The organism is Vibrio ruber DSM 16370, assembly GCF_900163965.1.
GTDB lineage: Bacteria > Pseudomonadota > Gammaproteobacteria > Enterobacterales > Vibrionaceae > Vibrio > Vibrio ruber.
In genome coordinates, this window is record NZ_FULE01000001.1 from 1 (window position 1) to 19,352 (window position 19,352).

A 19,352-nucleotide genomic window follows, 5' to 3' on the forward strand; every position below is an offset into this window, starting at 1 on the left:
TTTAACGGAAAGTTCCGCGATGAATGTTTAAACGAACATTGGTTTCGGGATCTGAGTCATGCTCGTGAACTCATCAGTAGCTGGCGTATGGATTACAATGAAAATCGTCCTCACTCAGCACTGGATTATCTGACTCCATCTGAGTTTGCAGCAACCACAAGAACAGTAACGAACAATGGTGATTTAATAAGCATTACTAATGAAATTTTGGATTAATTCTTGGGGGCAGGTCAGCAGCTATGGGTTATTTATCAGTTATTGCAAGATTTTTAGTTATAGTGCATTACCATATGTTTCCTGAGTGAGACTGTCACTCAGCAGAAGTATTCACTAACAAGAGATCATCAAAGATCCTCTTCGGTTAAGACGATAATATTTAAGTCAAACAACGTTCTTGGTTAGCATAGCATGCTGCATTAAGTTAATGAAAATTAAGGTTTTATTATTATTTCGGCTAAAGAGACAAAGAAAACATAAAAACGATCAACTTATTTTACATTAAAAAATAACAACGGGGTGTGAGTAGTTACTACGCGCTATGATGTTGGTATATAAGATTTGATAGATTTCAGAAAAGAAAAAGCCCCCTCTTTTCAGAGAGAGCTTAGAGCTATGGATTTAAGAGGGAAACTTAGGGGGTTAGTACGTGGATAAGAAGTTCACATAGGCACCTTTGGCGTGCTCATTGGTATAGCTTACAGCAGCATCAAGTTCGAACAATCCAAGCAGAGAGAGCCCTATTCCCGCAGTATATACATCTTCAGAATTGCTATAAGCCAGATTCTTTTTATAACCGGCTCGTAATTTTAGCTGGCGTAGAATATCAATTTCACCACCGATGCGAAGCATCTGGGTATTATCATTAAAGTTGGTATAGCGCTCTTCTTCATTCAGATCATAATCGACACTAATTGAGGCATAATCACCAATCAGCCCGACCCCAACGGTATACAGTGGTCTGAGTTGATAACTATATTGCAGATCAGCTTTGCCTGAGACATTAGAAGCAACACGCCGGGTTGTGATATCACGAGAAACTAAATTAGTTGCTGCAAATCCAACCCTCACCGGCCCATAGAACCACAGAAAACCAGCATCGAGGTTAAATACCGTTTCTCCGGTGCTGTTTGCATCAATATCGCTGAGATCGTAGTTCTTCAAACTGGCTTCATACACATAGGTATAAATACGTTGGAATTTGGGAGAGACACCAACTGAGATATGCTGCCCCAGAAATGTTTGATATTTTGCGAGAGAAAGTCCAACTTCAGTGACCGCAACAGAAACAGCATCAATTGTACTATTCTGTGCATTATCAAGCGTTGAGGAACCCGTTGTCGCAATTGATGGCGTCACATAAGTCTCTGCATAGGCTTTGCCAAACAGATTCATCGAAATATATTGATTGGGAATTCCGATTGCAATCGCACCACCAATATCAGCCTTGAGTTCACCGCCATTCAGCGCATCAAGCTGGCTCTGAAGCTCTGCTTCTCTAGATGTATCTCCGCCTTCCACATCCTTGATTAAATCACCGACATCATCAATAGTATTGGAAATATCATTAGGATCGTTGTAGGTGAGACCAAAACTGGGAAGTAGCATTCCCGCATCATCGTTTCTGCGATAAATGGCGACAATAGCAGGGTTATAGAAAGGTGCAGTAAGATAATTGGCAGAAACAACGCCAGTTCCTCCCATCGCATCACCACGGGCTTCAACAGCATAGGACGCTGCCATACTTCCGGATGAGACGACGAGAAGTGAAGGAATCAAGTATTTTAGTTTTATATCCATATGCGCTATAAACCGAATAAAATTTAATGTTTATAACGACAGATTGTTATATATCTTTAGCTATTCCTCTAGTGAAACATCATATGTTTTACTAATAACTTGAGATTGCTCAATAGTCATTGGCCCTTGCCACCGCTGATGGTTCATTGATACCGCCAGAACATATCGCCCTGGTTTTAATGTATTCGGAGGCAATTCACTCGGATAATTAGATTCATAAGTCTGCTTCCAAACCTCTGAATATTTCCCACTATTGTAGCTGTATGCGGAGACTCGCATTTTGGGTAACGGACAGTAACGATTTGGAATTGCCGTTTTTTCAACCCGCCACTGCTCTTTTGAACGCCAGTGAATGGTGTGATAGGTCTTCGGATTATCAAGAATAACCCAAGAACTCCATGACTCACCATTTTTTCGGGAGACGATCAATCGGTAAAGGCCCATTGGCAAGCGATTGTTCAGGTTATAACGTTTCACATACGTTAGTTCACCAGTGACGTTGTCACTATCTATCTGGGAAAAAGAGCTGTCGAGTGAAATAGAATGGTCAACCCAACGGGTGAACGAAACCTCTTCTATTTGTGACGTTGTCACTGCATCAATCAACAATTGGAATGCATCTCGCCCCGGGCTCTGAATCTCTACTCTTCGGACTGCGAGGGACTTAATCCAATCAGGAAAAGAAGCTCGCTCTAAACTCTTGCCGCAATCCGCGCTTAAAGATTGAAGTAACAGATCATTCAGGTGACTACGGAGGTGATTACTATCAACGCTCTGCCATACTTCAACTAAAGAGTTAAACATTTTAGGCAGATCATCTTCCAGCAGGTGTTCATGGGCTTGAGTTAATGGTGTATTTTGTTCAAACCAACTCGCGTAAACAGAATGGCTGGGAGCACATGTCAGTACTCCCAGTAAGAAAAAACACTTTTTTCTCATCATCAGGCTTTCATTTTATAGCCGACACCCCGTAACGTTTCAATTTCTAGTCCGGGAAGTTTTTGTCTTAATTGCAGAACATGTGTATCAACCGTTCTGGTTGTCGGAAAATGGTTGTAACCCCATACATGATCCAACAATTCATCTCTGGTAAATACTCTGCCTAAGTTACTTGCCAGAAATAACAGTAAATCAAACTCTGTACGAGTCAGTGTAATTAACTCACCTTTGTAATGCACTTCTCGTGTGGCTTTATCAATGGTGAGCTCTGTGGTAACGACTTTTGTGTCATCCTGCTGCTCGCCATCGGGTGCCCGAAGTTGCGCTCTCACTCTAGCGAATAACTCGGCTTCAGCAAATGGTTTGGTGAGATAATCATTCGCGCCAGAATCAAGCCCTGCAACTTTATCTTTGACCGTTACCAGTGCCGTTAACAAAATAACCGGCACATCTTTCAGATTTTTCCAATCAACGAGATGCTCAACTGAATCACCATCAGGAAGTTGTCGATCTAAAATGACTAAATCAGCCTGCTCCCAATACTGTCTTACTTCTGAAATTTTCTCCGCATGTAAACAGTTATATCCGGCTTGTTCCAAACTGACTAACAATCCATCAGCCAAATTTTTATCATCTTCAACAAGAAGCAACGTCTGTTTCACAAGGTATCTCCAAAATAAATGTTGTTGGTGGCCCGACTAGAGACATCTTGCCTCCCATTCTTCCAACCATTGATTCTACTATTGTTAAACCTAGGCCTAAACCACTTTTACTGACAAAGGGTTTGCGCAGCTGACGCCAGTCTTTCTGTGTCAGCACACCCTGATCGATTACCTTGAACGTAACCATATGACTTGACGTCGTTACATCCAACTTCACGGGGGCAATACCATATTTAATGGCATTTCTTAGCAAATTATCAATACAAGTTCCCAACCAATAGACATTTAATTTCGCTGCAATATCCTGATTGATTGAGAAATGAATCGATGATTCAAATTCTTCCTCTAATTTATACTCTAACCACTCAGCAACGGAAGGCACCCAATCCACAGCTAAAGGCTTGGTATCGGACTGTAAATAATCTTTACTCGCCTCGGCCAACTGCCTCAGGCGACGGGAATCCTCACATAGACGCCGAAATTCATCATAAACACTTTCAGGGAGATGCTCAAATTCACGTCTGAACCCCTCAACCGTCAATGAAAGACTGGCAATTGGTGTCCGTAATTCATGTGTCAGTATCTGTAAAATAAGCATTCGGCTTCTCAATTCAAGTCGCTTTGTATTCCAGCGATAGAAAAACCAGCTAATGACCAATAAAACGTTGAAAGCAACAAGACCGACGAGGATATAACGCAAAATATCCGACTGGTCTTCTTCTTCCCAACACAAGTTACCACGTCGAACGAAACAAGTCGTATCCTCAGTATTGACATAACTGAAAACCAGACCTGCCTGTTCAGCATTATTTTTCCAGACATGATCAGCAAAAACATAATACCGATCACCTTTTCTCAGCCAGAGCTCATTTTGTTCACTGAACATCGAATCACCCGATATTAATGAGGTGACCGATTCGCTGTCCATGCGTTGTAAACGCCCTAATAAAGTGTCTTTTGGTGCTTTAGGACGCTCCTGAATATGCATATAAACTTTTAACTCATCATAGAGTTCGGGGTGTTTCTTCACATACCGTGCAGCATACGTTCCCCCACCCGGATGAATCAAAGCACTTCTGGCAAACCAGCGTAACGGCAGTTTCGTCCCTTTACACATTGCCCGGGTAAAAACAAGCGGCTCCGTAGTCAAAGGGCTCAAAGGTAAACTGCCGGTGCACTGTTTCGCTAGAGCATAAAGCTGCTGGATGTCTTTCAAAGGGTATTCAAATGTCTGAGGCAGCATAGACTCAGGCGTTATCAGTCTTGTTGCATACTCAGCTTCTATTTTTCTCAAATCGTATGAAACGAGCGCCTCATCATATTGAAACAAGGAAATAAAATGATCGATTCTTGCCGGCAAAGAGTCCGCATGTGCATATGGAATTATAGACATGAACAACAATATGAATCGTTTTAATATCATCTTTTTATGTGACTCTATATTCTCTGGCAAGTTTCATGATCCGGCTAGCATTATGACAAACATAGTTACTTACGTGTTATGCCGATGTCAATAATGTGTCCCGTAAATAAATAAAGCCAGCATTATCGCTGGCTTATATTATAAATACAAAGTTTTCTCGTAACTTTTAAGTAACGATCAATCCAAGTGCTCCAGAATGTGCAGACATGACGCTTTCGCATCACCAAATAACATCTGAGTATTCTCTTTGAAGAAGAGCGGATTTTGAACCCCCGCGTACCCGGTATTCATTGAACGCTTAAAGACAATCACATCTTTGGCATTCCAAACTTCCAAAACTGGCATTCCGGCAATGGGACTATTCGGATCCTCTAACGCTGCCGGGTTAACCGTATCATTCGCACCGATGACCAACACAGTATCTGTTTCACTGAGATCATCGTTGATTTCATCCATTTCCAATACAATTTCATAGGGAACTTTAGCCTCAGCCAACAGAACATTCATATGACCGGGTAAACGTCCCGCAACTGGATGGATGCCAAAGCGAACTTCGATACCTTGGGCTCGTAGTTTTTCGGTAATTTCTGAAACCGGATACTGAGCCTGAGCAACCGCCATACCATACCCCGGTGTAATCACCACAGACTTCGAGTTTTTAAGCAGCTCGGCAACATCTTCAGCCATGATCTCACGATGTTCACCTTGCTCTCCTTCATCACTAATCACGACTTCCTGACCAAATCCGCCGGCAATCACGCTAACAAACGAACGGTTCATCGCTTTACACATGATATAAGAAAGAATCGCACCCGAAGAGCCGACAAGCGCACCGGTGACAATCAAGAGATCATTTGCCAGCATGAATCCCGCAGCCGCGGCAGCCCAACCTGAATATGAGTTCAACATTGAGACAACAACCGGCATATCAGCCCCGCCGATAGACGCAACCAGATGATAGCCAAAAACAAATGCGATCAGCGTCATCACAATCAGGGCAAAGTAGCTGCCATCGACATTGACAAAGTAGATCAGCAGCAGTGTAGAAACGATAATTGCCGCCAGATTCCACTTATGTTTATGCGGAATATTCAACGGTGAAGATTTGAGCACACCATGAAGTTTACCAAATGCAACGATCGAACCGGTAAATGTGACAGCACCAATAAATACCCCCACAAACACTTCAACCAAATGAATGACATGTTCAGCATGTGTCACGGTTTCCGGTGCTTCAATAAAGCTATTATAGCCAACCAATACAGCAGCCATCCCGACAAAACTATGGAGGATCGCAACCAACTGAGGCATCTGTGTCATTTCGACTTTTTTTGCAAAATGGATACCGATCGTCCCACCAATCACCATTGCAATAATAATCCAGACAAGTCCCGACGTACCAGGCGCAAAAATCGTCGCCAATAAGGCAATCGCCATTCCGGTAATACCGTAGTAGTTACCAGCCCTCGCCGATTCCTGTTTTGACAAGCCAGCAAGGCTCATCACAAAAAATAAAGCAGCAACGATGTACGCCGCTTGTACTAATCCTGCAGACATTCGCTACTCCTTGTTATTTTTTACGAAACATTTCAAGCATACGCTTCGTGACGGTGAATCCACCGAAAATATTGATACTTGCGATCAACACAGCAATAAACGATAAGAAGGTAACAAAGCCATTACCCTGACCAATTTGCAATAAACAGCCGATAACAATAATCCCTGATATGGCATTCGTGACAGACATTAAAGGTGTATGTAGCGCATGTGTCACGTTCCAAACCACGTAATAACCGACCACACAGGCAAGAACAAAAACCGTAAAATGACTAAGGAAGGCCGCAGGGGCAACGGATGCTACCCAAGCAAATGCACCGACACCAACAACGAGACCCAACGCCTTTTTCATCGGAGAGACCGGTTTTTCTTCTACTTTCGTCGGCTGTTTCACCGGCTCTGGTTTGGCCTGTGGCTGTGCTGAAACCTGAATCGGTGGTGCCGGCCAGGTTACTTCACCTTCTTTAATCACTGTCACACCACGCTGAACGACATCTTCAAAGTCGATGTGAATTTCGCCATCTTTTTCTTTACACAGTAATTTCAACAGGTTAACCAAATTGGTGGCATAAAGCTGAGAAGACTGCGTCGGTAATCGTCCGACCATATCTGTATATCCGATGATCTTGACACCGTTTTCAGTGGTCACGACCTGATCAGCAACCGTATATTCACAGTTTCCGCCATTTGCAGCCGCGAGATCGACAATAACACTCCCCGCTTTCATGCTGTCAACCATTGCTTTGGTAATCAGTTTTGGCGCAGGCTTTCCGGGAATGAGTGCAGTCGTAATAATGATATCGACATCTTTTGCCTGATCTGCGTAAAGTTCAGCCGCTTTGCGATTAAAATCATCAGACATTTCTTTAGCATAGCCATCACCTGCGCCAGAGTTTTCCTGAAAATCAACCGAAAGGAACTCAGCGCCCATAGACTGGACCTGCTCTTTCACTTCAGGACGGACATCAAAAGCCCGGACAATAGCGCCGAGGCTGCCAGCAGCACCAATCGCAGCTAGTCCAGCCACACCGGCACCGGCAACGAAAACTTTTGCAGGTGGCACTTTTCCGGCAGCCGTGATCTGGCCGGTAAAAAAGCGTCCGAATTCATGTGCCGCTTCAACGACTGCCCGATATCCGGCAATATTTGCCATCGATGACAAAGCATCAAGAGCCTGCGCCCGAGAAATACGCGGCACGGAATCCATGGCAAGCACATTGATTTTTTTACTGGACAAGGTTTCAAGTAACGCAGGGTTTTGCGCTGGCCAGATAAAACTGATCAGCGTCGCCCCTTCCTTGATTAAGTCTATTTCTTCAGCAGTCGGTGCATTAACTTTCAATATAATGTCTGCACACCATACTTCTTCATTGGATACAATCCGAGCACCAGCGGCTTCAAAACTCTGATTGTCAAAACTGGCTTTTTCTCCGGCGTCGGTTTCAATAAGAATATCAAAACCTAACTTTAGCAGCTGCCCTACCGAAGTCGGTGAAGCTGCAACTCGCGTTTCACCCGCAAGTCGTTCTTTAGGCACACCAATTTGCATAGTTATTCCCTTATAATTGGCACAGTAAATATGTTTAATCTAACGGCTTACTTATCGATTCAAGCAGCTGGCAACTAAGTACAACTACTTGCGTTTCTTTATAACACGTTGTTTCAACGGCATTGGTCCAACATCTGCCATGACCATCAACCATACTAACGACAATGTCCAGTGAATTGAATATCATGGTAAAAATTAATCATCACAAAAAAAGAAACCACAAGCTTATCGACTTGTGGTTTCTTTCATCATGACTTTAATCAATTTGAGCAACACTCAGCTGAAGATATTTTCTCCCATCTGATCAATAAACATCTTCGCCTTACTAAGCATCAGCTCATCAGCACTGCTACGGCTGGACACAACATCTGAGCGAATAAAACGATGCTCTTTCATTTCACCATTGATTTCCCGGGTAATCCGTCCGGCCACCCGATACTGGCCATTTTCAGCAATCGCTTCAGGAAAAATAGCAAAATCTTTGTAATAAACAGGCTCACTAGGTGTTGTTTCTTGCTGGCGGTGACCAAACAATCGAGATAAAAATCCCACTTACTTCTCCTTTTGATGTTCTGTTTGATGACTAATAATCGGGCTTTCATACCATTCCAACTCAAGATCATCATCATAACGTGAAGTTGCAACGACAACGGGAACTTCCCGAAACTCAGGATTTTGACGACGGTCATTCTTGATCATCGTCTCTCCGGCTTCAACGGCATCTTGTGCAAATTGCTTTAACTTCACTAAACGCGCTTCCGGAAGCGTAGATAAAAAATCAATGTCATGGCGAATATATACAGGGCGCAGCTGACTCAACGCCAGACAAGCCAGATCAGCTAATTGTTCATGATCATAACGCCGTTTAAAATCATCTGCGCTCAAAATTTGACCGACTAAAGTTTCCATATAATTATGGACATCAACACTGATATGCATATTTATTCTCCAGTAACTGTCAGCATCGAAACACATATAACCTGCACCATATCAGGATTCAGGTATATCATAAACATAGTATCAGATAACCACCCTGACATATTTTTATACATATCGGAGATAATTATGTCAGCCAAATGATATCAATATTCTGTATCCTTTAGCTTTTTTAGGCTTTTCATCTGTGTCTCATACAATGCATCCAGTTACTCATATTCCCCCCAAAATTCAAGAAAAGAGCATAAAAAACGACAAAATGGTGTATTTTTTGCTAAAAATCACGTAAAGTTCGATCAATTGTTTGACGAATCAACCATCTATGTTTTCAATGTCGGTCAGTTCTTCCTGGTTCCGCTCTCTACTTCCTATTCTGTTCATTGTGGCTATCCATATCGGGATGGGCCATGAGATTTTTACGCAGCTGTCAAATTCCAATGTACTCCTTAACTTGCCTTATGTTTTACTTTTCACAGCATTAGCAGTTGCACAAATATTCAAACAAAGTCGTATGGGTATGCTGGCGATCGCTCAGATACTGGCCTACGCGATCATTCAGCTACGTTTGCAAACCCCTTTAATCAGTGGCTCAACACTCTTAGAACTATCTCTGCTCGCCCTGCTTTTTCCGATTAGTTGCGTGATATGCTATGCATTTCATGATTCAGATCTTTTTACTAAAGAATTTCTATACTACTTGATTATCCAATGCCTGTTCTTTGTGTGGTCACTGTTGATTCTGGATTATTTTAACCAAGGTGATTTTCCTGATTTATTTACACAATTATTGTCATCAGTGCCTCAAGTATCACGTTTGCCATTTATTCTGTTTCTGTACTTGATTGTTTTAAGTGGCATCACCATGCTGCTTTTATTGAGGAAGAACCGTAAACTTGATGCCATTGTTTACACTTCTGTGTTACTGATTTCAGATGTTTTTGTGTCTTTCCACATGCCGCACATCTCCAGCATATTGTTTTCTATCTCTGGTATTTTTCTGGTGCTATATGTTATTGCAGCAGGACATGAAATGGCATTTCATGACCGACTCACCCTTCTTCCCGGCCGCGCAGCACTCGACCATACCATGAAATCTTTGGGACGACATTTCACTATCGCCATGATTGACGTTGATCATTTCAAACAATTCAATGATAACTATGGCCATGATACAGGTGATGAAGTTTTAAAGCTGGTAGCGAGCAAATTGCGCCAAGTCAAAGGTAAAGCCAAAGCATATCGTTATGGCGGTGAGGAATTTACGATTATTTTTAAAGGGAAAAGTACAGAAGAAGCATTTGATTATCTTGAATCTTTACGCCAAGAGATCCAAAACTACGACATGTATCTCAGAAATACTGATAAACGTCCTAAAAGTGACAAAATGGGGCGTCTGAAACGCCAAAAAGATCAGCCCAGTAATGTCGTGAATATTACCGTCAGCATCGGTGTCAGCGACAGTCGCTCAAGTCGAAATCCTCAAGAAGTTATTAAATCCGCAGATCAGGCCCTCTATAAAGCAAAAAAATCCGGGCGAAACCGAGTGACAGTGTAAAAATGACAATCCACAGTTACCATAAATAGTATATGATAACTTGCTGTTTTTTACATAATTTTCTATATTGGGAAATAAGGATTCAGTGTATCACGTCAAGTTTTATCCGTTTTAACAGGGGCAGTATGTAAAATTAATCGGATAATTTTTTAGGTAGGAGCAACACTTGAGAAAAAATCGACACAAAGCAAACAGAGATGACCTAAAACTGGTATCTAATCAAGATTTTGGGTTTATGCTCTCTATCATAATTCTTGTTGTAGCCGGCTATCTCAATGCTTATGGGACATACAATGTTAGTACACCTCTGGGATTTTTAGGAGGAATTGTTGCCTTGGTCGCAACCGTTCAACCTAAGCGCTTGTACAGACTAAATTTTCTATGGACTTTTACTGGGCTCCTTTTAGGAAAAATCTCTCAGACCATAATGCTTGGACTCATCTTTTATCTGTTATTTTTACCGACCGGACTGATTATGCGTCTATATGGCAAGGATGAATTAAAATTAAAGCAGAAAGAATCACACACACACTGGCGTCACCGACAGCCGCAAAATTCTTCCCTTGAAGACACCTTCAAAAATCAATTTTAATCGCTGGATTGAGTATGGATCACCTAAAAGAACTTTTTATTTTTCTAAAAGTACGTAAGAAACTGTGGCTTGCCCCAATTATCATTGTCATGTTTCTCTTGTGCGGGCTATTCTTTGTCGTTCAGGGAACCGTCGTTGCACCGTTCATTTATACTTTATTCTAGGAGCAATAATGTACATTTTGGGGATCTCTGCATTCTATCATGACAGTGCCGCCTGCCTGATTTTCAACGGTGAAATCATTGCAGCAGCGCAAGAGGAAAGATTCACCAGAAAAAAGCATGATGATAGTTTTCCTGTCAATGCTATTCAGTATTGTGTTGCAGAAGCGAACATTACAGCCTCTGAGATTGGCTATGTTGTTTTTTATGAAAAGCCATTGGTTAAATTTGAAAGATTAGTAGAGACCTATCTGGCATTTGTTCCCCATGGCTTCAGAAGTTTTCGTTTAGCAATGTCGTTATGGATGGAAGGAAAACTATTCCAAAAATCCCTCCTCATAAATGGGCTATGCAGTGCATTTGAATCCCGTATTAATTGGAAAGAAAAACTCCGATTCTCAGAACATCACCTGTCTCATGCTGCAAGTGCTTTTTTCCCTTCACCATTTGAACGAGCAGCAGTACTGACATTAGATGGTGTTGGCGAGTGGACAACAACATCTCTGGCTATCGGGCATGGGAACCAATTAAATATCATTAAAGAAATACACTTCCCTCACTCTCTAGGGCTGCTTTACTCATCGTTTACTTATTATCTCGGTTTTAAAGTGAATTCCGGCGAATATAAGATGATGGGATTAGCGCCCTATGGTATGCCTAGATATACTCGCCTTATCAAAGACAAGCTGATCACTATTTGTGAAGATGGCAGCTTTCATCTGAATATGCGCTATTTTAACTATTGCGCCGGATTGACCATGACCAATAGGCGATTTCATCACCTTTTCGGGGGATCGCCACGACAACCTGAATCACCAATTACACAACGGGAAATGGATATTGCCGCATCAATCCAGAAAGTCACCGAAGAAATCATTGTCAAATTAGCACGCTCGATTGCCTTAGAAACAGGAGAGCGAAACTTATGCCTTGCAGGAGGTGTAGCGCTGAACAGTGTTGCCAATGGTGTGATTTTACGAGAAAAAATATTTGATAACGTCTGGATCCAACCTGCTGCCGGAGATGCCGGAGGCGCTTTAGGGGCGGCACTTGCGTATTGGCACATTCATCACCAAGGGGAACGTAGCTGTGCCTCAGCACTACATGACCATATGCAAGGTAGTTATCTAGGTCCGGCTTATTCAGATCAAGTCATTGAACAAACGTTGAATAAACGTGGAGCGAGATACGATAAACTGACAAGCGATGAATTGATCAATCAAATCGCGCGCCTGTTAACGGAAGGAAATGTCATCGGATGGATGCAAGGACGAATGGAATTCGGGCCGAGAGCGCTTGGTGCAAGAAGCATCATTGCCGATCCGAGAGCCTCTGCTATGCAAAAAAAACTGAATCTTAAAATTAAATTCAGAGAAAGCTTCAGACCATTCGCCCCCAGTGTTTTAAGAGAACACATGACGGACTGGTTCATGTGTGATATTGACAGCCCATATATGTTACTGGTTGATCATATAAATACTGATAAACAATATAAAGTTCACGATAGTGAATCAGAGGGTATCGAAAAATTGAATTTTGCCAGATCCGCTATTCCTGCTGTCACACATGTTGACTATTCAGCACGGATACAGACCGTCCATCAGGATACCAATCCTAAGTATTATGCATTAATCAAACGCTTCTACGAATTAACGGACTGTCCCGTTCTTGTGAATACTTCATTCAATATTCGAGGTGAACCGATTGTATGTACACCGGAAGATGCCTTCCGATGTTTCATGGGAACAGAGATGGATGTTCTGGTCATCGGAAATTATTTGCTGGTTAAAGAACAGCAAGATACATCACTGAACAACAATTATGTAAACCGGTATGAACTGGATTAAGCTGATATCCATTAACTTGGTCGTCCTGATTGTTCTGCTGCTTCTTTTGGAGGGAGGCGCTCGAATAGTATGGACGTTGAAAACCTGTATGGCGGGAACATGTAACTATAGTCAATTAACCCACCTAAAAGTACGGAAGCTATTTGAAGATAGACAATATGCTTTTATCAAACCACATGATCAGTTAGGCCATGTACCAACGCCGGGATTTAGTCAGATCATTAATATACGTAACTGGTCTAATGTTAAAATTTCAATTGATGAAAATGGTTACAGGAATAATGACAACGGCATCATTGGCACACCTTCTATTCTTGCGGTCGGAGATTCATTTACATTTGGTGATCAGGTCTCGAATCATGATACTTGGCCCTCCTGTCTTGAAAGGAGCTTAAATAAAGGCGTAACAAATGCGGGAGTATCCGGTTATGGTGCTGTGCAAGCCGTCAAACGAGCAGAGATGATCTTAAAAACACATCACTACAATACCGTAATCTTATCTATTTACATTGGTGATGATTTTCACAGGGATAGACTTGATTACTTTTTCGGTTATCCCAGTCCTTCCGTCATCACAAATCAAGGTATGATTGAATGGGCGCCATTACCATCACAGAATGTTCAAGGCAGTAAATGGAACCCAACCCAATTATCTCCGACGCTAACATTTCTCAGCTATGCTTGGCGCTACTCCACCGTTGCTGCAACACTGATAGACAGAATATCCGCGATGAAAAATATAACCATTAACTGGACAGGGCAACATTTGATGCGGAAAAATCCTAATGCAGCATCAATTGACGCAATTATCAACTTCACGTTTGAAAACCTATCTCGTTTACCTGTCACTGAAAAATATGTTTTATTCCAGTATGTGGACACTGATCTTTCTCATCCTGATGGCATTAAAACAATTCGTCATATGGCGACAAACGCAGCACAGCATCACCAGATAAAAATATTAGACAGCTTTGATTATTTACAGACAGCAAGCGAAGCATCCTCATCTCCTATCTGGAATGGACATCACACCGCCTACGGTAATCAGTTAGTCTGTCAGTTTATAGCAGAAAATATGAAGTCGAAATAACTCACCAAGCAAGAAGCAAGAAGCAAGAAGCAAGAAGCAAGAAGCAAGAAGCATTTGGAGCGGGCAGCGGGAATCGAACCCGCATCATCAGCTTGGAAGGCTGAGGTAATAGCCATTATACGATGCCCGCGCATCGAGATGACGGTGTTAATATGCCACAATCGACGAAAAAGAAAAGTGCTATTTACTAAAAATCCGTTTGATTGCACACTTCATAATCAAATTAATTTCAATTGGTTATCATCCAACCAACCACTCCTTACTCTAGCTTATATTCCAAACCAATCATTCATGTATTACATATTTGTGTACAGAGGGCCACCACCACCTTCCGGAGGTGTCCAGGTTATATTCTGAGCCGGATCTTTAATGTCACATGCCTTACAATGCAGGCAATTTTGTGCATCGATCACAAAGCGTTTCTCATCATTTTCTTCGACGATGCTATATACACCGGCAGGGCAATACCTTTGCGCCGGTTCTCCATAAACCACAAAATTTTCTGCTAGCGGAATCTGAGGGTCACGCAATCGAAGATGACAGGGCTGGTCATGCTCATGGGAAACTTTGGCGATATAAACAGAAGAAGCCCGATCAAAACTCAACTTTTGATCGGGTTTGCTGTAGTTGATTGGTGAACATTGGTTCACCGGTAACAATTGAACGTGATCTGGTTGATGATCCCGGATATGCCACGGCAGACGGCCACGACAGATATTCTGATCGACAAAATTAAATACGCCACCGCCTAAAGGGCCAAACCGATGCATCACCGCAGTGCTATTTCTCGCCGAATACAATTCGTCGTGCAACCAAGAAGTCTGCAGACTCTCTGTAAATGATGTCAAATCAGCGCCTTGAATCTTTTGGATAAGTGCAGAATAAACACTCTCCGCAGCGATCATCCCTGATTTCATGGCAGTATGAATTCCTTTGAGTTTCGCACCATTTAACACACCCGCCTCACAGCCAATCAATAGACCTCCGGGAAATGTCATCTTAGGCAATGCATAATATCCCCCTTTCGTCAGGGTTCTGGCCCCGTACGACAACCGTTGTCCGCCTCGAAGATATTGCGCAATATCCGGGTGATGTTTCATGCGCTGAAACTCGTCAAACGGGCTCAAATAAGCATTCTTATAATTCAAGTCAACCACCAGACCGACAGCGACCTGACAATCATCAATAAAATAGAGAAACCCTCCGCCATTGGCATGACGCGACAACGGCCAGCCAAAGTGATGAATCACCTGCCCCAGCTGATGACGCTCAGGAGAGATCTGCCACACTTCTTTTAACCCTAAACTAAAATGTTGTGCATCTGCATCGCGATCCAGTTCATAACGTTCGAGCAATTGTTTACCAAGGTGCCCCCGACTTCCTTCCGCAAATAACGTATATTGCCCGCGCAACTCAATCCCTGGCATATGATCTGATTTCGGTTCTCCCCGGGCATTGACTCCCATATCCCCGGTGATGACTCCGCAAACTTCATTCCGTTCGTTGACAAGCAACTCGGATGCAGTAAACCCCGTAAAAATTTCCACCCCCAGTAGCTCAGCCTGACTGGCCAACCACTGGCAGAATTTACCTTGTCGAATCAGATAACTTCCCTGATGATGCATATTCCGGGGCACAAAAAGGTTGGGAATGTGCCAAGAGTTCTGTTCGTCTCTGAGGTAAAGCAGTGTTTCCTGCTCGACCTGGGCGATGAGTGGCGCATTTTGCTGTTGCCAGTCCGGGAAAAGTTCATCCAAGGCACGGCTTTCCATAATCGCCCCCGATAAAACATGGGCTCCGATTTCAGCGCCTTTTTCAATCAGACAAACACTCAGTTCCTGATTCTCCGCTTGTGCCAGTTGCATCAGACGACAAGCTGCCGATAAACCGGCAGGCCCGCCACCGACAATCACAACATCAAAGTCCAGAACTTCTCTCATCGATTTCCCTTATTTCTCACATGATAAATGACGGCGGCCGCCCCGGGTTACCTCATTCTATTTTTCATTTCACCCTATTTTTTCAATCAGTTCAGGCAGTACATCTATACAATCGGCAACAAGTACATAATCCGCAGACTGAAATATAGGCGCATCAGCATCATTGTTGATTGCCACAATCGTTTTGGCATCTTTGACACCAGAAGTATGCTGAATCGCCCCAGAAATACCGACAGCAATGTACAACTCCGGCGCAATCACCTTCCCCGTTTGTCCAATTTGCAGATCATTAGCCGTAAACCCTGCATCAACTGCCGCACGAGTTCCCCCGATGGCAGCCCCGAGCTTATCGCCCAATGTCTCCAACAAGGTAAAGTTGTGTTCATTGCCCAACCCCCGGCCACCGCCAATCACAATACGCGCCGATGACAGCGCCGGACGAGAAGATTCAATCTGCTGATGGCTGAGCACTTGTGAAAGATGCATCGCTTCAGTGGCCGGTACTTGAACAACAGTGGCGGCTCCGCTCATATCAACACTTGCAGGAAAAGCAGTTGTTCTTATGGTTATCATCTTGATCGGATCAATCGACTGGATCGTGGCGATCGCACTCCCCGAATAAATCGGTTTGCGAAACGTATCGTCACTTTCGATATCAATCACTTCCGAGATGAAAGAAACATCTAACAATGCCGCCGCTCTGGGTAAAACATTTTTGGAAAATGACGTCGCAGCAGCGACGATATGGGTATAGTCTTTCCCGAGACAAGCGATCAGATTAGCAACATTTTCCGCCGGGGCCTCAATATAAAAATCAGCATCCGCAACGAGAACCGTCACCACATTGCTCAACTGGGTGGCTTGCGCAACCACCGGTTCGCAATGACTACCAACGACCAGTAAATGAATATCATCACCAATTTGTTTACCAGCCTCGAGCGCATGAAATGTCGCATCATCTAATTTGAGATGATCATGTTCCGCAATAATCAAAATAGCCATCAGATTGCCCTCACCTCATGTTTCAATTTACTCACCAACTCATCCACACTTGCGACTCGGATCCCAGCGCGTTGACCGCTCAACGATTCAACATTGATGAGACGGGTGCGCCGATGCAGCGCAACATTCAAGCTCTCCGCTGCTATCGATTCAATCGGTTTTCTACGGGCTTTCATAACATTCGGAAGGGAGGCGTGACGCGGTTTATTTAAAGGTAAATCAGCAGTCAGCACCGCAGGAAGCGTGAGCCGGATAACCTGTTGGCCATGATCGACCTCTCGCGTGACAAGGGCTGAATCGGTTTTAAACTCAATCTTTGAAGCAAATGTGCCCTGAGCAATGCCGAGCAGACCAGCCAGCATCTGACCGGTTTGGTTATTATCACTATCCACCGACTGTTTGCCGGTAAATATCACTTGTGGCTGCTCTTTCTCGACGATTTTGGCTAATAACTTTGCAATAATCAGCGGATCCAAATGATCTTCCGATTCGATATGAATCGCACGATCAGCGCCCAGAGCGAGCGCCGTTCTCAGTTGTTCCTGACATGGCAGTGTTCCGATAGATACGGCAACAATTTCTGATACCACCCCTGCTTCTTTCTGTTGTATTGCCTCTTCTAATGCAATTTCACAATAGGGATTCAACACCATTTTGGCATCAGATAAATCAACGTCACGTTGATCACCTTGCACACGAACCGCCAACGACGGATCCGCGACTCGTTTGATTGCTACTAATGCTTTCATATTCCTAGCCTTATTCGTGAACTGACTTGTTCAGAGTCCTAATTTTCTGGCGATGATACCTCTTTGAATATCATTCGATCCGGAGAAGATTCTTGAAGGAACGGCATCCAGTAATAACTGCATGATTCCCATTTCTTTTTCAATTGCGGAACCACCAAACGTCTGAATGGCATCCAAACCACACTGCACCGCCGATTCAGAGATGACTAACTTACTCATTGCAATTTCCAGCTCACTATCTTTACCCTGATCGTAAAGCCAGCCTGCGCGGTACAACAGCAGACGCGATGTGTCCAGATTGATTTTCATATCAACGATCCGGTTGGAGACTGATTGGTTTTGTCCTATCGCCCGCCCAAACTGTTTACGCTCCTGTGCATGTTGAATTACTTTTTCAAGCATTCGATCCATTGCGCCGACGTAATACGCGAATAAGCACCCTTTTTCCCAAACCATCGAGTCATAAAACATCGCCCCTCCGGCACCTTCACCGCCGACACGATGAGATTCAGGGACAAAAACATTCTGTAAATAAACTTCAGACCACAAGCAGGTTCCTAAACCATCTTTAGCATGATGACTCCCGACAATCAGTCCTTCAGCATCTTTCGGTACCAAAAAGGCACTCACGCCTAAAAACCCCATTGCCGGATTTGTTTTTGCGTATACGAGGAAATAATCCGCGACAGGTGCGTTGGAAATAAAACATTTTTTCCCGTTCAAACGGTAACCATCCGAAACACGCTCCGCGGTCGATTTCATCCCGTAAATATCAGAACCGGCTTCAGGTTCGGTCGCCGCATTTGCCATAATGCAGGAGCCGTCAATCAATCTCGGTAGATAGGTTTGTTTGAGGGTTTCACTGGCAAAACTACTGAAAGGAACAACACAGGCAAACAAGTGAGCAGAGAGTGAAAACGCCAATCCCAAATCACTACATCCTTTACCCAAAGCTTCGACCATAAGCATGGTCTCCAGTGTTGATAAGCCACTTCCGCCATCCGCTTCAGCGATGGGGAGACTCGCATAACCAAACTGCGCGGCCTCCTCCCATACCTGACGATCAAATGTGTGCGAGGCCATTCGCTCAGCCGCACCAGACTCAAGTACATCCGATGCAAAACGAAGTGCTGTGTCATAAAGCTCTATTTGTTGTTTTGTTAGCTCAAAGTTCATGCTTACACCCTTATTAGGAATGAATTATCAAAACGGTGGGGACAACATCCATTAAAATAAGTGCAGCACGATAAATTACATTTAGACAACATAAATGTAATTTTAGCTTTAGTTTATGAGATTATTTCTTATTTTCATCAGAGATTGACGATTAATATTCATCAATCATTTTTATTATAAAAATCTAACCTAGCCTGTCCGTCGATATGTCGGTTTAAAACCTGCACTTTATTATTAAATATCAGGAAGCGTCTGAATTTAAATTATTAATATGGTAATCATCATAAACACATATTTTTCAACATAGCTAGTCATACCTGTCATATATTTAGTGTGGCGCACACATTTGATTACATTCTTAATATACAAATATCAAT

18 protein-coding genes and 1 tRNA gene are annotated in these 19,352 nt (G+C 43.1%); 6 read left to right on the forward strand and 13 right to left on the reverse strand.

Going from position 1 to position 19,352, the window contains the following annotated elements; genetic code table 11:
- The coding region (locus VR7878_RS00005; RefSeq protein ID WP_139343957.1) for an integrase core domain-containing protein at window positions 1–216 on the forward strand (216 nt) is incomplete at its 5' end.
- A gap of 423 nt (window positions 217–639) precedes the next feature.
- On the opposite strand, the gene VR7878_RS00010 is transcribed toward VR7878_RS00005, so the two are convergent.
- The 8 genes from VR7878_RS00010 to VR7878_RS00045 form a co-directional block, all read right to left on the reverse strand.
- Entirely contained in the window at window positions 640–1,797 is a 1,158-nt protein-coding gene (locus tag VR7878_RS00010) for a conjugal transfer protein TraF (RefSeq protein ID WP_077332228.1), read from the reverse strand.
- Between the two features lie 60 nt (window positions 1,798–1,857).
- Entirely contained in the window at window positions 1,858–2,739 is an 882-nt protein-coding gene (locus VR7878_RS00015) for a DUF2861 family protein (protein WP_205409395.1), read from the reverse strand.
- The gene (vxrB, locus tag VR7878_RS00020) at window positions 2,739–3,398 is read right to left on the reverse strand and encodes a response regulator transcription factor VxrB (protein WP_077332230.1); all 660 of its coding nucleotides are present in this window, start codon (window positions 3,396–3,398) and stop codon (window positions 2,739–2,741) included. Before vxrB ends, VR7878_RS00015 begins: the two co-directional genes overlap by 1 nt.
- Window positions 3,373–4,821, reverse strand: coding sequence for a sensor histidine kinase VxrA (gene vxrA / locus VR7878_RS00025; protein WP_077332232.1), 1,449 nt, complete (start codon window positions 4,819–4,821; stop codon window positions 3,373–3,375). Before vxrA ends, vxrB begins: the two co-directional genes overlap by 26 nt.
- Window positions 4,822–4,998: 177 nt before the next feature.
- Window positions 4,999–6,378, reverse strand: coding sequence for a Re/Si-specific NAD(P)(+) transhydrogenase subunit beta (gene pntB / locus VR7878_RS00030; protein WP_077332234.1), 1,380 nt, complete (start codon window positions 6,376–6,378; stop codon window positions 4,999–5,001).
- Between the two features lie 13 nt (window positions 6,379–6,391).
- On the reverse strand, window positions 6,392–7,927 hold the full coding sequence (locus tag VR7878_RS00035; protein ID WP_077332236.1) for a Re/Si-specific NAD(P)(+) transhydrogenase subunit alpha: 1,536 nt from the start codon (window positions 7,925–7,927) through the stop codon (window positions 6,392–6,394).
- A gap of 276 nt (window positions 7,928–8,203) precedes the next feature.
- Window positions 8,204–8,479 (reverse strand): HlyU family transcriptional regulator, encoded by a 276-nt coding sequence (locus tag VR7878_RS00040; protein ID WP_077332238.1) that lies wholly within the window; start codon window positions 8,477–8,479, stop codon window positions 8,204–8,206.
- Entirely contained in the window at window positions 8,480–8,866 is a 387-nt protein-coding gene (locus tag VR7878_RS00045; RefSeq protein WP_077332240.1) for a late competence development ComFB family protein, read from the reverse strand. It abuts the gene before it with no gap.
- Window positions 8,867–9,185: 319 nt separating this feature from the next.
- Here VR7878_RS00045 and VR7878_RS00050 point away from each other — a divergent pair, with 319 nt between their 5' ends.
- The 5 genes from VR7878_RS00050 to VR7878_RS00065 all read left to right on the forward strand — a co-directional run bounded on the left by VR7878_RS00050 (window position 9,186) and on the right by VR7878_RS00065 (window position 14,108).
- The gene (locus tag VR7878_RS00050; RefSeq protein ID WP_077332242.1) at window positions 9,186–10,418 is read left to right on the forward strand and encodes a GGDEF domain-containing protein; all 1,233 of its coding nucleotides are present in this window, start codon (window positions 9,186–9,188) and stop codon (window positions 10,416–10,418) included.
- Window positions 10,419–10,584: 166 nt separating this feature from the next.
- Window positions 10,585–11,010 (forward strand): SxtJ family membrane protein, encoded by a 426-nt coding sequence (locus VR7878_RS00055; protein ID WP_077332244.1) that lies wholly within the window; start codon window positions 10,585–10,587, stop codon window positions 11,008–11,010.
- A gap of 14 nt (window positions 11,011–11,024) precedes the next feature.
- Window positions 11,025–11,174, forward strand: coding sequence for a DUF5989 family protein (locus VR7878_RS21340; protein WP_235862816.1), 150 nt, complete (start codon window positions 11,025–11,027; stop codon window positions 11,172–11,174).
- An 8-nt stretch (window positions 11,175–11,182) separates the two neighbouring features.
- Window positions 11,183–13,018 carry a carbamoyltransferase family protein gene (locus tag VR7878_RS00060; RefSeq protein WP_077332246.1) on the forward strand — a complete coding sequence of 612 codons (1,836 nt, stop codon included), beginning with the start codon at window positions 11,183–11,185 and terminating at the stop codon, window positions 13,016–13,018.
- Window positions 13,005–14,108, forward strand: a complete 1,104-nt coding sequence (locus VR7878_RS00065) for an SGNH/GDSL hydrolase family protein (protein WP_077332248.1) — start codon at window positions 13,005–13,007, stop codon at window positions 14,106–14,108. The genes VR7878_RS00060 and VR7878_RS00065 overlap by 14 nt, the downstream gene beginning before the upstream one ends.
- A 55-nt stretch (window positions 14,109–14,163) precedes the next feature.
- On the opposite strand, the gene VR7878_RS00070 is transcribed toward VR7878_RS00065, so the two are convergent.
- The 5 genes from VR7878_RS00070 to pigA form a co-directional block, all read right to left on the reverse strand.
- Window positions 14,164–14,238: transfer RNA gene (locus tag VR7878_RS00070), tRNA-Gly, on the reverse strand.
- A gap of 166 nt (window positions 14,239–14,404) precedes the next feature.
- Window positions 14,405–16,048: an electron transfer flavoprotein-ubiquinone oxidoreductase gene (locus VR7878_RS00075; protein ID WP_077332250.1), complete on the reverse strand. Its 1,644-nt coding sequence runs from the start codon at window positions 16,046–16,048 to the stop codon at window positions 14,405–14,407.
- A gap of 69 nt (window positions 16,049–16,117) precedes the next feature.
- A complete protein-coding gene (locus tag VR7878_RS00080; RefSeq protein WP_077332252.1) occupies window positions 16,118–17,050 on the reverse strand; it encodes an FAD-binding protein in 933 nt (310 codons plus the stop codon).
- Window positions 17,050–17,799, reverse strand: coding sequence for an electron transfer flavoprotein subunit beta/FixA family protein (locus VR7878_RS00085; RefSeq protein WP_077332254.1), 750 nt, complete (start codon window positions 17,797–17,799; stop codon window positions 17,050–17,052). Before VR7878_RS00085 ends, VR7878_RS00080 begins: the two co-directional genes overlap by 1 nt.
- Window positions 17,800–17,829: 30 nt before the next feature.
- Window positions 17,830–18,975, reverse strand: a complete 1,146-nt coding sequence (pigA, locus tag VR7878_RS00090) for a prodigiosin MBC biosynthesis dehydrogenase PigA (RefSeq protein ID WP_077332256.1) — start codon at window positions 18,973–18,975, stop codon at window positions 17,830–17,832.
- Window positions 18,976–19,352: the final 377 nt, after the last annotated feature.

Excerpts from the sequence above, each read along its gene's own strand:
- VR7878_RS00010 (WP_077332228.1), bottom strand. The coding sequence starts at position 1,797 with ATGGATATAAAACTAAAATACTTGATTCCTTCACTTCTCGTCGTCTCA.
- VR7878_RS00015 (WP_205409395.1), bottom strand. The coding sequence starts at position 2,739 with ATGATGAGAAAAAAGTGTTTTTTCTTACTGGGAGTACTGACATGTGCT.
- vxrA (WP_077332232.1), bottom strand. The coding sequence starts at position 4,821 with ATGATATTAAAACGATTCATATTGTTGTTCATGTCTATAATTCCATAT.
- pntB (WP_077332234.1), bottom strand. The coding sequence starts at position 6,378 with ATGTCTGCAGGATTAGTACAAGCGGCGTACATCGTTGCTGCTTTATTT.
- VR7878_RS00035 (WP_077332236.1), bottom strand. The coding sequence starts at position 7,927 with ATGCAAATTGGTGTGCCTAAAGAACGACTTGCGGGTGAAACGCGAGTT.
- VR7878_RS00045 (WP_077332240.1), bottom strand. The coding sequence starts at position 8,866 with ATGCATATCAGTGTTGATGTCCATAATTATATGGAAACTTTAGTCGGT.
- VR7878_RS00050 (WP_077332242.1), top strand. The coding sequence starts at position 9,186 with ATGTTTTCAATGTCGGTCAGTTCTTCCTGGTTCCGCTCTCTACTTCCT.
- VR7878_RS21340 (WP_235862816.1), top strand. The coding sequence starts at position 11,025 with ATGGATCACCTAAAAGAACTTTTTATTTTTCTAAAAGTACGTAAGAAA.
- VR7878_RS00060 (WP_077332246.1), top strand. The coding sequence starts at position 11,183 with ATGTACATTTTGGGGATCTCTGCATTCTATCATGACAGTGCCGCCTGC.
- VR7878_RS00065 (WP_077332248.1), top strand. The coding sequence starts at position 13,005 with ATGAACTGGATTAAGCTGATATCCATTAACTTGGTCGTCCTGATTGTT.
- VR7878_RS00075 (WP_077332250.1), bottom strand. The coding sequence starts at position 16,048 with ATGAGAGAAGTTCTGGACTTTGATGTTGTGATTGTCGGTGGCGGGCCT.
- VR7878_RS00080 (WP_077332252.1), bottom strand. The coding sequence starts at position 17,050 with ATGGCTATTTTGATTATTGCGGAACATGATCATCTCAAATTAGATGAT.
- VR7878_RS00085 (WP_077332254.1), bottom strand. The coding sequence starts at position 17,799 with ATGAAAGCATTAGTAGCAATCAAACGAGTCGCGGATCCGTCGTTGGCG.
- pigA (WP_077332256.1), bottom strand. The coding sequence starts at position 18,975 with ATGAACTTTGAGCTAACAAAACAACAAATAGAGCTTTATGACACAGCA.